Raw genomic sequence first — 14,364 nt, 5'->3', positions numbered from 1 at the left:
GATTATGGTGAACATATGCCGAAAGGAGGACGCCACCTTTGCTGAATCAACCATATGGTTTGCGGTTCGATATTTATGAGCGCGTTCATTTGTCAGAGGGAGTCCCTGCGATTGAGGAACTGGAGGAAATTGAGCTTTTTCCGCGCATTCAGGTGATCGGTCAGGAAGATTACGCGACACTTAGGGGGCATTTGCTGCTAACGGGGGCTTATAGGGGAGAGAATGACTATTCCGAAGAGTTGAAACATTTCATTCCTGTTGAAATCACGGTTCCGCTCAACCGGGTTCGGTCCCTTGATGATATTTCGATCGAAATTGAAAACTTTGATGTTGATCTGTTATCGGAGCGAAGCTTGAACATTACCGGCGTGTTGTCGCTTCGGGGCATTCAGGGTTTTGCGGCGGAGGAGAACCAAGGGTGGCCGGCAGACGAGTTCACAGTCGTTCATTCGCCGGAGCTGCCGCAGGATGGCTTCGAAACGGAACCGGAGCAACCTGATAGCGAAATAAACGTTCACGCCCAGGAATATCTGCTGCAGCGAAGCGAAGAGGAAAGGCTTATTGGAGCGCCCAAACTGGACGAGGCGGCCAGGGGTCTTCTATACCAGCCTGAAGCGGACAATGCCTTACGTTTGGACGATTCGTTAAAGCCTGAAACGATCAACGGTCCTGTTTCCGGGCAGGTTCCGGCGGAGCAACCTCAACTCCTTGCGCAGGAGGCAGCCGAGCGTGAGCCGGGAGTGGTGGAAGAGGCGGAAGCAAACGAGGCGGCTGAAGCGAACGGAGCAGCCCATCTATCCTTCTTTGGAGCGGCATATTCCGAGCCGGTCGATACGGCTTCGGACCCGGACGCTAATACGGATGTCGAAGAAAGAACCGCTGCGGATGCCGCGAAGGTACCGGCTCCACCGGAACCTGAACCAAGCTTGCCTGCATGGCATGCACTTTCGGCATCGTCATTGCCGGAACATGCAAACCAGGAGCGGGAAGCTCAGGAATCTCGTCAATCCCGTGAAGCCTTTGCGAACCCATGGACCCTTGGAGAAACAAGATCCGCTCCAACGCAGGAAGAACAGAAGGAAGAGTCGGCAGGAGGGGAAAACTGGCAGGACGTGTTTGCCGCTTCTGAAGCGGTTGTTCCTGCAAAGGAACGCGAGTCTAATGAGGTGCAGCTGGCTGATCCCCCGGCAGAAACTCCATCGGCGATTCCCGAACCCGTGGCCGAAACGGAAGACAAGCCGGAACTCAAGGTGGCTTTTGGCAGCAAACGGGAGACGCGTCCGCCCCAGGAGGATGGGTTTGGCATTTCATCTTTGATTTCGGGCAAAGGCACGAGAGAGGCAGAGGAGGAGCGCCCCAATGAGGCGGCTGCAGAAACGTCGCGGGAACCGTCTGCTGCTTCGGAAGAGGTGCAGTGGAAAAACCTGTTTTTGGGTACGATCGTAGAGCAGACGCCTTTCCGAAAGGTGAAAATGTGCATCGTTCAACGGGAAGAAACGCTGGATACCATCGCCGACCGCTATCAATTGACGACGAGGGAATTGCAGTTGTATAACCGTCTCTCCGAACAGGTCGTCGAAGAGGGTCAGGTCCTTTACATCCCTTGAATGGCAATGCCGTTAAGGGTTTGTTCTGGAATCAAAAACAAGCCTGTTTCACCCGTGATCCGTTTGGATTGCGGGTTTTTGCCATTGGTATGCCGCAAAACGCATGGCAGGGACGTGAATCAGCGGTTGCCAGGTTGACTATCGGGCACGGGCAAGGTATGATGTGTTTAGGTTTTTTCCTAACATCCGCGAATGGCGGGCGTTTGGTTATTTCATTAGCCTCATGGGAATTTTAAGGAAAGACGAAGATCGGGAGTAGTAGACAGTATGACCTTTCAGAGAGCGGGATTGCAGCGCTGAAAAATTCCGCAGGAACCAGCTGATCGAAGTCGCCCGGGAGTTGCCTGTTTGAACGCGGGAGTTCGTGAAGCGGCATGAGCTTCATCCCTGCTTGGTAGAATGGGCCGGTAGCAGCCGTTATCTGCTTAAAGTGTCACGCGAAGCCTCAAGGATGCTCTGTCTTGGTCTGTGCTTGCGTGAAACAAAGGTGGTACCGCGAAAGCTAACCTTTCGTCCTTTGAGGGATGAAAGGTTTTTTTGTTTTTTGGCGAAGATGATGAGTAACGGAGGAATGACAAATGACGGAACAAAACAAGTCAGCCGCAACCGAAATGCCGACGACATATGACCCGAAGGCTGCGGAGCAAAAATGGTATCAGACCTGGATCGAGCGAGGATATTTTCAAGCAGGACAGCGCAAAGACGCTGAGCCTTTTACCATCGTAATTCCGCCGCCGAACGTAACCGGCATGCTGCATATCGGGCACGCGCTCGACTTTACGCTGCAGGACATCCTGATCCGTACCAAACGGATGCAAGGTTACGATGCGCTGTGGCTGCCGGGATCGGACCATGCGGGAATCGCGACTCAGACCAAAGTGGAACAAAAGCTTCGGGAAGAAGGACTGACCCGCTACGATCTCGGCCGTGAGAAATTCCTGGATCGCGTTTGGGACTGGAAGGAACAATATGCAACGACGATTCGCGAGCAATGGGGCAAAATGGGCCTGTCGCTGGACTACTCCCGCGAGCGTTTTACACTGGACGAAGGTTTGTCCAAAGCGGTGCGCAAAGTGTTTGTGCAGCTGTACGAGAAAGGTCTGATTTACCGCGGCAAAAAGATCATTAACTGGGATCCGGTGAACCGGACGGCGTTGTCCGACATCGAGGTTGAATATAAAGAGGTTCAGGGCCACCTGTACCATTTGCAATACCCGCTCAAGGACGGAAGCGGCCATATTACCGTGGCAACGACGCGTCCGGAAACGATGCTTGGCGACACGGCCGTAGCCGTGCATCCCAAAGACGAACGTTATGCCGACATGATTGGCAAAACGCTCGTGCTGCCGATCATCGGCCGCGAAATCCCGATCATTGCGGACGAGTACGTCGACAAAGAGTTCGGAAGCGGTGCCGTTAAAATTACGCCTGCGCATGACCCGAACGACTTCGAAGTCGGTTTGCGCCACGATCTGCCGCAAATTATCGTCATGGATGAAACGGGAACGATGAATGCCGAAGCAGGCAAGTATCAAGGCATGGATCGCAGCGACTGCCGCAAACAAATTGTTGCAGACCTGAAAGAGCTGGGCGTGCTGATCAACATTGAGGACCATGTCCATCAGGTTGGCCACAGCGAACGTACGGGGGCCGTAATCGAGCCTTATCTGTCCACGCAGTGGTTCGTTGAAATGAAGCCGCTCGCCGAAAGAGCCATCAAGAAACAGCAAGAAGGCGACGGCGTACGCTTTGTGCCGGAACGTTTCGAGAAAACCTATTTGAACTGGATCGAGAACGTTCGCGATTGGTGTATTTCCCGCCAACTGTGGTGGGGTCACCGGATTCCTGCCTGGTATGACGACGAAACTGGGGAAATTATCGTCTCCGCCGAAGATCCGACAACGCTCCCTGAATATGCGGGCCGCAACCTGAGACAAGACGAGGATGTGCTCGATACGTGGTTCAGCTCCGCGCTGTGGCCGTTCTCCACGCTCGGATGGCCTGAAGATACGGACGACCTGAAACGTTACTACCCGACCAGCGTGCTTGTAACGGGTTATGACATCATTTATTTCTGGGTTGCGCGCATGATTTTCACCGCGCTGGAATTCACGGACGAAATTCCGTTCAAGGACGTACTCATGCACGGATTGGTGCGTGACTCGGAAGGACGCAAAATGTCCAAGTCGCTTGGCAACGGGGTTGATCCGCTCGACGTTATCGAGAAATACGGCGCGGATGCCATGCGTTACATGATCTCGACGAGCAGCACGCCGGGGCAAGATTTGCGTTTCCGCTGGGAACGCGTGGAGCAGGCCCGCAACTTTGCGAACAAAATCTGGAATGCATCCCGCTTTGCCCTGATGAACCTGGAAGGCTTCACTATCGAGGATCGCGACATTTCCGGCGAGCTTGGGACCGCGGATTATTGGATTTTGCACCGTCTGAACGAAACTTCCCGTGACATTACGCGTCTAATCGAAGCGTATGAATTTGGCGAAACCGGTCGTCTCCTCTACAACTTCATCTGGGACGATCTGTGCGACTGGTACATCGAATTTGCAAAATTGTCCTTTTACGGCGAAGATCCTGTGGCGAAAAAGAAAACCCAATCCGTATTGGCTTATGTGCTCGATCAGACCATGCGCCTGATTCATCCGTTCATGCCTTACATCTCCGAAGAGATTTGGCAGCATCTGCCGCATGAAGGCGAGACGATTACGCTGGCTGCTTGGCCGACGTATGACCCGGCCATGGAAAACCCGGAAGCCGTTGCCGAAATGAACCTGCTGATGGATACGATCCGTGCGGTACGGAACATTCGCGCCGAAGTCAACGTGCCGATGAGCAAAAAAGTCGAATTGCTGATCAAAGCCAATAGCGCCGAGGCCAACAGCATCATCGAACGCAACAGCCATTTCATCAAACGTTTCTGCAACACGTCCGAATTCGACAGCGGTCTGAACCTCAGCTCTCCGGACAAAGCGATGACGGCAGTCATCACAGGCGCCGAATTGTATTTGCCGCTGGCGGGACTGATCGATATCGAGCAGGAAGTTGCCCGCTTGGAGAAAGAACTGCAGAATCTGGAAAACGAAGTGTCGCGCGTAGAGAAAAAGCTGGCGAACGAAGGCTTCGTATCCAAGGCTCCTGCCAAGGTTATTGAAGAAGAACGCGCCAAAATGGCCGATTATTCGGACAAACGGGATAAAGTCATTGCCCGGATCAATGAACTGAAGGCGTAAGGCATTTCTGGGTCGGATGGCGGCTGTTCGCCATCCGGCCGATTTTTTCAATTACATTGGGACCGAAGGTGAAATCAGATGACGGAAATCAATGGAGCAGGCGAAAAGGCACCTTTGCAGACATATGTCGAGGCGGTAGACTGGATCAATGGTCTTATTCCTTTTGGCATCAGACCGGGGCTGGAGCGTATCGAAGCGCTGATGGCACGGCTGGGGAATCCGCATCGGCGTCTCAAATTCATTCATGTCGCGGGAACGAACGGAAAAGGTTCGACTTGCGCTTTTTTGACGTCGGTACTTCTTCAGGCAGGGTATGACGTAGGTACGTTCACGTCGCCCTACATCACCAAATTCACGAACCGTTTTCAATACAACGGAGAGGACATCCCTGAGGAGACGCTGCTGAAAATTGCCAATCGGCTGCATCCGCTCGTGCGGGAGATGGCTTCGACTCCGCTCGGTTCTCCAACCATGTTCGAAGTGTCGACGACGCTTGCGATTCTCTATTATGCGGAGGAGTGCTACCCCGACGTGGTAGTATGGGAGACTGGGCTTGGGGGAAGGATGGACGTAACCAACATCGTTACTCCAGTCGTTTCGGTCATTACCAACATCGGCATGGACCATACGGATGTGCTTGGGGATACGGTCGAGGCCATTGCGTGGGAAAAGGCGGGCATTATCAAGCCGGGGGTACCTGTGGTCACCTGTGCGTCGCAGCCTGAAGCCATCAAGGTCATCACGGATCGGGCCCAAGAACTTCGTTCGACGGCTTATGTGGCAGGGCAGCAGTTTTCTTATCGCAGAGTGGATCGCGACGAAAACAGTCAGACCATTCATTTTGCCGGACCTTTCCGCGAACTGGACATTCGCATTTGCATGAAGGGTACATACCAATGCGACAACGCCGCGGGCGCGCTTATGGCGCTTGAAGTGCTGCGGCAATACATGGCGTTTGTATTGGAAGACAAGGATCTCGTGCAAGGATTTGAACATGCATTTTGGGCGGGGCGCTTCGAAAAAGTGGTTGATGATCCGCGGATCGTTCTGGATGGAGCACATAATCCGGAAGGGGCGGAATCGCTGGCCCAAAGCATTAAGGAGGTCTACCCCCACAAAAGGTTAAATTTGATGATGGGCATGCTGGAGAATAAGCATCATGAAGCATATTTGCAGCATATACTGCCACTAGTGGATACGCTGATCCTGACCGAGCCGGACTTTAGGCGCAAAATGGATGCAGCCAAGCTGCAGGACGTTGTAGCACAGGTGCGTCCCGGTTTCGCGAAGAAGGAACTTGAAATCATCGTCGAGCCCGATTGGGTGAAGGCGCTTGAATTATTGAAATCACGGACGGAAGCGGAAGATCTGGGGGTAGTCTCCGGCACATTGTACTTGATTGCGGATGTGCGGGCAGCCCTTTTGCATCAAACCGATTCTGAAAAAGGTTGGTGAAGGTTTTGTTAAATACATCGGAACACGTTCATTTTATAGGGATTGGCGGTTATGGCATGAGTGCCATTGCCAGAGTTATGCTTGAAATGGGATACACCGTGACCGGATCGGATGTCGCTTCCCAGGAGTTGACCGAGAAGTTGGCAGCCAAAGGGGCGAAAATATACATCGGACATACTGCGGAGCATGTAAACGGGGCCGACTTGGTCGTTTATTCGACGGCAGCTCCGGCGGACAATGTGGAGCGTGTGGCTGCTCAACAGCTGAACATTCCTATATTGCACCGGGCCCAGATGCTGGCACGGTTACTTAACGAACGCAAGGGCGTGGCGGTTGCGGGAGCACACGGCAAAACGACAACCTCCTCGATGATCGCGCTCGTCATGGATAAATGCGGAACGGATCCGACATACATCATCGGCGGGGAAATCATGAACCTGGGCACCAACGCGAAAGCGGGTCAAGGCGATTGGGTCGTTGCGGAGGCTGACGAGAGCGACGGCTCGTTTTTGCAATACCATCCATGGCTTGGCATCGTAACCAACATCGAAGCCGATCACCTCGAAAATTACAATAGCGACTTTGAAGAGCTCAAAAAGGCATACGTGCAGTTCCTTAGCCAGATTCGTCCGGAAGGCACGGCTATCGTATGCGCCGACGACGAGAACATTCAAAGTATTTTGCCACAGCTGCAGGCACGCGTTACTACGTATGGCATTGATCGGGATGCGGATTATACTGCAACGGATATCCAATTGGGAGACCGCCAAATCTCCTTTACGATGAACCACCAGGGCAAAACGCTCGGAACCGTTGAACTTTCCGTACCAGGCAAGCACAATGTATACAACGCGATGGCAACGGTCATTACGTGTTTGGAAGCAGGAATTTCATTCGATAAAATCGTCGAAGCCATCATTGAGTTCCATGGAGCCAAACGCAGATTCCAGGTGCTGGGCGAAGCCAACGACATGTTGATTATCGATGATTACGCACATCACCCGACCGAGATCGAGGCCACGATCAGTGCGGCGAAAGCAACGGGAAAACGCATCATCGCGGTGTTCCAGCCGCAGCGGTACACGCGCACGTTTTTCCTGTTGGACGCATTTAGCCGTGCATTTGCCGAAGCCGATGAGGTGTTGATTACCGACATTTATTCTCCGGCAGGGGAAAAACAGATCGAAGGCGTGCATTCCGCCAAATTGGTGGAACTGATCGTGCAGAACAGCAATGCATCGGCTCGTTACTTGCCTACGAAGGAGGACGTGGTTGCCGATCTGCAGAGCCGTTTGCAGCCGGGTGATCTTGTTCTTACCATGGGCGCAGGCGACATCTGGAAGGTGGGCGACACGCTCGCCAAATTGATTAAAGCATAGAATCGGAACACAAGGGGAAACCCGTCTCCCGTATTAGGGAAGAGACGGGTTTTTCGTTGTTTCAGGAATGAATGGCTGCTCTCCCGCATATAGCTTGTATAAATGGGACAAAGGGAGAGGGTACGGGGTGAACAATGCTAGAATGACGTTTCGCTTCGGGGAGCACGATGCTGTCAAGCCGCAAAACGAAGGGCGGCTCGCGCCTGCAACGCTCCAAGCGGCGAACGAGGAGATAACGCATGCTCCAGCGAGCATAGACAGTGCTCCGCAATGGTCTGCGGAGGAGATACCGGGAGATTGGGGGGAAACGCTGCCGATACTTACCGAGGGTCTCAAACCCGGGAAAGGAATGGACAAGCATGCTTCTGAACGCGAGTACCCGCAGGCAGGGTATGCCAATGAGCGCCGGGACCTTCCGGAAGCGAGCGAAGCCGTTGATCCATGGAACGAGGAGTACGCGGACCACAACTGGGTAAGCGAGCACAATCACTATTCCTATCAGCGAAACCGGGCCCCGCGGGGGTGGAAAATGATTGGTTCCGTAACGGGAGCAATCGTCACCGGAGCATTGTTCGGCCTCGTCATCCTTTCGTTTTTCAACAAAGACGGGGCAGCTCCGAACGTCGTACCTCAAAAGAATACGGCCAATGTATCGGTCTCGGCAGGGCAGCAGGCCCAGGCCACATTGGCTGGCGGCAATTACTATGCGCTGCAGTACGGCGTTTTCAGTTCCCCGGAGCGTGCTGAACAGGCCAAACTTGAATTGACTCAGGCCGGGATTGCTGCAGAGGCGGACCCGGAGGACGGCAACCGGGTCTATGCCGGCATATCCCCTGATCGCGAAGAGGCCAAACTGCTCAGCACGCGCCTAAAGGCCCAGGGCGTGGAACTTTACGTTAAAGAGATTCCGTATCCGGAAGTCGGTGTGGCGGCGTTGGGCGTTAACCAGGCAACCGCGACACAGTTCTTTAACGATAGCGAAACGTTGATCGGGCTGCTCTCGACGTTGTCCATCGGAGAACTGGGCAAAGCAGCGCCCCAAGCGGCATCCGCCGAAACGATGACCTCCATTCAGAATCGGCATGAATCGTGGCTGCGCGGCTTCAACGACCTGTCCGCAAACACGAACGGGGAGGCAGCGCCTTATGCGGCGGCGATGGCCAAAGCGATGAACAGCGCCATCACGGCGGTTGCCGAATTTAACAAAAAACCTTCTGCCGCACATATGTGGTCGGTGCAGACGAATTTGATGGACTACGTGCTGCAGCAAAAAAAATGGCTTGATACGCTGCAGGAGCAGTAATCGTTGGATCTCCTAACACAGTCTTGAAATGCTTGTCCGGCAGGGAACTGGAAATAGTTCCCCTTGCCGGATTTGTGTTTGTATTGACGTACAAAACCCCGTATAATAATGTGGGTGTCAAAAAATGGCGAGGGACGATAACGGATGAAAAAAACTTCGGCATGTTATTACTTTTCCTGCTGCTCGGCTGGTTGGCCGGAGCATGGATCGCCAAGGCACTGCAGCCGGTCAAGGCTGTAGCTTTTTTAACCAAAGCCACGACCATTCGCTGGTCGCCACAGGCTGATCTTGACATTTTCAGTTATGACATTTCACTTCAATTTCAAATGAGCCTCCTCAGTCTGATCGGCATCATCGCCGCTGTATGGCTATACCGCAGATTGTAGGAGAATGACGAATTATGATGAATTAAACAACAACGAACGCTGCAGAACCGCAAGAAGCGTATGCAAGGACGAGGACACCACTGGAATGTGAGGAGCCGTTGATATTGGATAAAACAGGACAACGCCGCATTATTTTGGCGTCTACATCGCCACGTCGCAAAGAACTGCTGGCCGGACTGATGTTGGATTTTGAAGTAATCCCAAGCCGTGCTGACGAAGCTACGCCCCCATCATGGACTCCTGAACAAACGGTGCAGGAGCTTGCGATGCGCAAAGCGCTTGCCGTCTTTCGCAGCGTCGAAGGCCAGCAGCGGGATGCTGTCATCGTTGGGAGCGACACGATCGTTGTTCTGGATGGAGATATTTTGGGCAAGCCGGCAGATGAGAAGGATGCGGAGAACATGCTTGCGAGGCTGCAAGGACGAACCCACCGCGTGTTTACAGGCGTAGCTTGTATCGATGCCATTAGCGGTCAGTCTTCGGTTCATTATCGGCAAACGGATGTAACGATGAAAGCATTGTCTGAAGCCACGATCCGTGCTTATGTACGTACAAAAGAACCTATGGACAAGGCAGGATCGTACGCCATACAAGGCATTGGTGCTTCTCTGGTTGATCGCATCGAAGGATGTTATTTCAATGTCGTAGGTCTGCCTTTATCCTTGCTCAGCGATATGCTGGACGGATTCGGGGTACATGTATTGCCGCGTGAATGAGCCCCGGCACATGAATAATTCGAATGGATGACGTGAAAAGAGGGAGTATATGGAGTCGCCGCAGTATATGATGCGCGACATCCCCCATGAAGAACGCCCGAGAGAACGCATGATGGAATATGGGGCGGGCGCCTTGAGCCATGCCGAACTGCTGGCCATTCTGCTTCGAACCGGTACAAGAAAAGAATCCGCCGTTCACATGGCGCAGCGAATTCTCGCAGAAACGGGCGGGATCCGCTCGCTAATGGACTTGACGCTTGAGGAACTGACGGCAATGAAGGGCATCGGCAAAGCCAAAGCCGTGCAGTTGAAAGCGGGCATCGAGCTGGGCCACCGGATTGCCAAGAGCAAACTGGCACAGTCTCCTTCGATTCGCACTCCGCGCGATGCGGCTGATATTTTGGTCGAGCAGTTGCGTTATCTGCAAAAAGAACATTTTGTTTGTCTCTTTTTGAACAGCAAAAACCACATTATTGCCCAGGAAACACTCTCCATGGGCAGCCTGAACGCTTCCATTGTCCACCCGCGCGAAGTGTTCCGTGCTGCCATCAAATGCAGCAGCGCATCGATTGTGTGCGCTCACAACCATCCAAGCGGTGATCCTACACCGAGCCCAGAGGATATCCAAATCACGAAGCGATTGATCGAAGCCGGCACGATTGTTGGCATAGATGTGCTGGATCACCTAGTTATTGGCGATGGAACCTATGTAAGTTTGAAGGAGAAGGGCTTGGTATAATATAATGGGTGGCGTTGAACTAATTTTTGATCAATACTAATCTCCCTGCAGATTGCCGGGAAATGAAAACGATGATGAAAAATGGCATGTCAAATCAAAAAGCATTCTAAAAAAATGAAAATGTTCTGAAAATTCAGGACGGCTATATAAGGCAGAAAAGGAGATTACGTCATGTTTGGAAGTAAGGATTTAGGGATTGATTTGGGGACAGCAAATACGTTGGTTTATGTTCGTGGGAAAGGGATTGCGGTGCGTGAACCTTCGGTTGTTGCTCTTCGCACGGATACCAAAAGCATTGAGGCCGTGGGTGAATCGGCGAAAAAAATGATCGGCCGGACACCTGGCAACATTCGTGCCATTCGTCCCATGAAGGATGGCGTTATTGCCGATTTCGACACGACTGCAACGATGATCAAATATTTTATCCGTCAGGCACAGAAGCAGCGTTCCATGTTCCAGCGTCATCCAAACGTGATGGTGTGCGTACCATCCGGGATCACTGCGGTGGAGCAACGCGCGGTTGAAGATGCAACGAAGCAAGCCGGCGCACGCGAAGCTTACACGATCGAGGAGCCGTTTGCAGCCGCAATCGGTGCCGATCTGCCGGTATGGGAGCCGACCGGAAGCATGGTGGTGGATATCGGCGGCGGTACGACTGAAGTGGCCGTTATTTCCCTCGGAGGAATCGTAACCAGCCGTTCCGTTCGCGTTGCGGGCGATGAAATGGATGAGTCCATCATTCAGTACATCAAACGCCAGTACAATCTGATGATCGGTGAGCGTACGTCCGAACAGTTGAAAATGGAGATCGGTTCCGCGATGCCGCTCGAGTCCGTGGAAACGATGGAAATTCGCGGCCGGGACCTCGTTACAGGCCTGCCTAAAACGATCACTATCACTTCCGATGAAATCAGCGAAGCTTTGGCGGATACGGTGAACGCCATCGTTGAAGCGGTTAAAGTGACGCTTGAAAAATGCCCGCCGGAACTGGCGGCCGACATCATGGACCGCGGGATCGTACTGACTGGCGGCGGCGCATTGCTTCGCAACCTGGACAAGCTGCTGGCGGGCGAGACCGGTATGCCAGTCATTGTCGCAGAGAATCCGCTGGATTGCGTAGCGATCGGTACCGGTAAAGCGTTGGAAAACATCCATTTGTTCAAAAGCAGAAGCAGCTCGGCAGTTCGCTCCAAACGATAATTGAAAGATAAGCACATTCTGGTTCCCTGTGAACCGGAATATGTATAAACAGCGAAAATAATCCCGGCGGATGGCCGGGAGAGCTAAACCCGCGTATTCGGGGAGATGGCGAATATTCTCAAAGGGACTATAGACCTGACAGTCTCCCCGCCGGGCCAGGCTCGGAAGAGAATAATGGATGTTAGAGGGTGTTCGAACTGTTTAAGCTGCTGGGCAACAAAAGACTTTTTGTTTTGCTGGTGGGCCTTGTTACATTTATCGCGTTAATGGGCTTTACGCTCGGTCCGCGGACGGCGTTATCCTGGCCGGAAAAATTCCTGAAGGATTCCGTCGGTTTCGTACAATACGTATTTTACAAGCCCGCTTCCTACGTAGCGGGCTTTTTTAAGGATATAGCGAACATGAGTTCCGTTTATGAAGAGAATGAACGGCTTCGTATTGCCATGGGTCACTATACGCGGGATCGATTGAAATACAATGAGATGGAGCAGGTTAACGCAAGATACAAAGAACTTTTTCATTTCACGGAAGAACAAAGAAACCGTTATAACTACGATTATCGGATCGCACAGGTCATCAGTGCCAATGCCGATCCAAACAGCAGGACGATCAATATCGACATCGGAGAAAATGCAAACATCAAACCGGGAATGGCTGTGACCTCACAAGAAGGTCTCGTTGGTGTAATTAGTCATGTTAGTGCATACACGTCGACCGTCAATCTGTTGACTTCCCTGGATGCCAACGATCCCAACTCCAATGCCATCGCCGCTACGGCCGTGGGCAAGGAAGACAACGTATTCGGCATGATCGAAAGTTATGATCCCAAAACAGGCATGTTCAAGATGACCAAAATATCGGAAGAATCCAAAATTAAAGAAGGCGATGAAATCATTTCGTCCGGGATTATCAACAACTTCCCGAAATACATGCGTATCGGTAAAGTGAAAAGCATTGAAGTCGGGGAGTATGGACTGACGCGGACTGCAATGATTGAGCCTTATGCCAGCTTTCTGGATTGGAAAGAGCTGATGGTGGTTGTCCCTCCAGAGGTGAAAAAATAGTGGGCGCTCGCAAACAGGTTCTGTTTCTGTTGTTGTTCATTCTCTTCATTTTGGAAGGAACCGTGCTGCCGCTTCTGATTCCCTCTGCCTGGCAGATGCGGATTTCGGCTAATCTTGTGTATATCGTTATCCTTTTCTTCGCTGTCTATTACCACCGTCATACGGCGCTGGTGCTCGGGATATTATTCGGCTTGCTGCACGATGTCGTATTCTATGGCGAGATGATCGGCCCTTACGGATTCTCCATGGGATTGTCCGCCTATATGATGGGCCTCATTTTCCAGGCACCGCGCGCACCGCTTCCGGTAATGGTTACGGTCGTTTTTTTGGGAAGCCTTCTTAACGATACGATGCTGTTTTTCCTGTACAAGCTTTTTCGTCTGAATCATGTTACGTTTGATTGGGCGCTGATCGAGTACATGATTCCGAATTTGTTTGTTCATTTTGTGTTTGCTTTGATCATTTACGTGCCGCTTCGCAAGCAGCTGGAGAAGATTGCGAAGAAGCGCAGCAAACCAAAGGAAGCTTCTTAAACCATTTCTGGATAGGGAAGCAGGAACTTGAGGCGTCGGGCACGAAATGTAATGAGATGGGAGGGACAGGCTTATGACGGTCAAATCGAATCACGTGACGATAAAAGGCATCCGAGACGGCCTGGTTTTTTTGCTGGACGATCAATGTGAATTCGAGGATCTGCTCGTTGAGCTCCGCTATAAGCTGGAACATAGCCATCAAAATATTCTGACGGGTCCCATCGTTCATGTCGACGTCAAATTGGGCAAACGTGAGGTTACCCAGGACCAGAAAGAATCAATACTGAATATTTTGAGTCAAAAGGGCAACCTGCTCATTCGTTCCATCGACTCGCCCGACCTAAAACCAGAGGTGATAGGACCGCCGCCAATCGTAACGATGTGCGGCATGGTTCGTTCGGGCCAAGTGCTGCACCATGAAGGAAATCTGCTGTTTTTGGGAGATATCAATCCGGGAGGAACGGTTACGTGTACCGGTGATATATACATAATGGGTTCTCTTCGGGGCATGGCTCACGCGGGGATCGGCGGGGATGAGGAATCCATTATTGCGGCCTCGTTTTTTGCGCCGACGCAGTTGCGGATCGCTGACATCATCAGCCGTCCTCCCGATGAATGGGAGAGCCGCGAAGCCGGGATGGAATTTGCTTATTTGCAGGACAATCAGATGCAGATCGACAAAATGAGCAATATCGTTCGGTTACGCCGTGATTTTAATGTGTTTAAAGGAGTGTAGC

At 52.2% G+C, this 14,364-nt stretch carries 12 protein-coding genes and 1 other annotated feature; all 12 genes read left to right on the top strand.

What is annotated here, in order from left to right:
- The first annotated feature begins 38 nt into the window (after positions 1-38).
- Entirely contained in the window at positions 39-1,607 is a 1,569-nt protein-coding gene (locus tag L6H98_RS08715; protein WP_236414418.1) for a LysM peptidoglycan-binding domain-containing protein, read from the top strand.
- Between the two features lie 236 nt (positions 1,608-1,843).
- Positions 1,844-2,128: a binding site (T-box leader), on the top strand.
- A 57-nt stretch (positions 2,129-2,185) separates the two neighbouring features.
- Positions 2,186-4,852, top strand: a complete 2,667-nt coding sequence (locus L6H98_RS08710; protein WP_236414416.1) for a valine--tRNA ligase — start codon at positions 2,186-2,188, stop codon at positions 4,850-4,852.
- A 78-nt stretch (positions 4,853-4,930) separates the two neighbouring features.
- The gene (locus tag L6H98_RS08705) at positions 4,931-6,307 is read left to right on the top strand and encodes a folylpolyglutamate synthase/dihydrofolate synthase family protein (RefSeq protein ID WP_236414415.1); all 1,377 of its coding nucleotides are present in this window, start codon (positions 4,931-4,933) and stop codon (positions 6,305-6,307) included.
- 56 nt (positions 6,308-6,363) lie between these two features.
- Positions 6,364-7,686 (top strand): UDP-N-acetylmuramate--L-alanine ligase, encoded by a 1,323-nt coding sequence (murC, locus tag L6H98_RS08700; protein ID WP_236414848.1) that lies wholly within the window; start codon positions 6,364-6,366, stop codon positions 7,684-7,686.
- Positions 7,687-7,813: 127 nt separating this feature from the next.
- Positions 7,814-8,989, top strand: a complete 1,176-nt coding sequence (locus L6H98_RS08695) for an SPOR domain-containing protein (RefSeq protein ID WP_236414414.1) — start codon at positions 7,814-7,816, stop codon at positions 8,987-8,989.
- A 161-nt stretch (positions 8,990-9,150) separates the two neighbouring features.
- Positions 9,151-9,375: a DUF4321 domain-containing protein gene (locus tag L6H98_RS08690; protein WP_236414413.1), complete on the top strand. Its 225-nt coding sequence runs from the start codon at positions 9,151-9,153 to the stop codon at positions 9,373-9,375.
- 104 nt (positions 9,376-9,479) lie between these two features.
- Entirely contained in the window at positions 9,480-10,091 is a 612-nt protein-coding gene (locus tag L6H98_RS08685) for a Maf family protein (protein WP_236414412.1), read from the top strand.
- Positions 10,092-10,140: 49 nt separating this feature from the next.
- The gene (radC, locus tag L6H98_RS08680; protein WP_236414411.1) at positions 10,141-10,830 is read left to right on the top strand and encodes a DNA repair protein RadC; all 690 of its coding nucleotides are present in this window, start codon (positions 10,141-10,143) and stop codon (positions 10,828-10,830) included.
- A 171-nt stretch (positions 10,831-11,001) separates the two neighbouring features.
- Positions 11,002-12,030 (top strand): rod shape-determining protein, encoded by a 1,029-nt coding sequence (locus L6H98_RS08675; RefSeq protein ID WP_236414410.1) that lies wholly within the window; start codon positions 11,002-11,004, stop codon positions 12,028-12,030.
- A gap of 188 nt (positions 12,031-12,218) precedes the next feature.
- Positions 12,219-13,094 carry a rod shape-determining protein MreC gene (gene mreC / locus L6H98_RS08670; protein ID WP_236414409.1) on the top strand — a complete coding sequence of 292 codons (876 nt, stop codon included), beginning with the start codon at positions 12,219-12,221 and terminating at the stop codon, positions 13,092-13,094.
- On the top strand, positions 13,094-13,627 hold the full coding sequence (gene mreD / locus L6H98_RS08665; protein WP_236414408.1) for a rod shape-determining protein MreD: 534 nt from the start codon (positions 13,094-13,096) through the stop codon (positions 13,625-13,627). Before mreC ends, mreD begins: the two co-directional genes overlap by 1 nt.
- Positions 13,628-13,700: 73 nt before the next feature.
- Positions 13,701-14,363 carry a septum site-determining protein MinC gene (gene minC / locus L6H98_RS08660; RefSeq protein WP_236414407.1) on the top strand — a complete coding sequence of 221 codons (663 nt, stop codon included), beginning with the start codon at positions 13,701-13,703 and terminating at the stop codon, positions 14,361-14,363.
- The last annotated feature ends 1 nt before the right edge of the window (position 14,364 follow it).

The sequence above is a fragment of the Paenibacillus sp. JJ-223 genome, assembly GCF_927798175.1.
Lineage (GTDB): Bacteria > Bacillota > Bacilli > Paenibacillales > Paenibacillaceae > Paenibacillus > Paenibacillus hubeiensis.
This window is presented reverse-complemented; position numbering and strand designations above follow the sequence as displayed.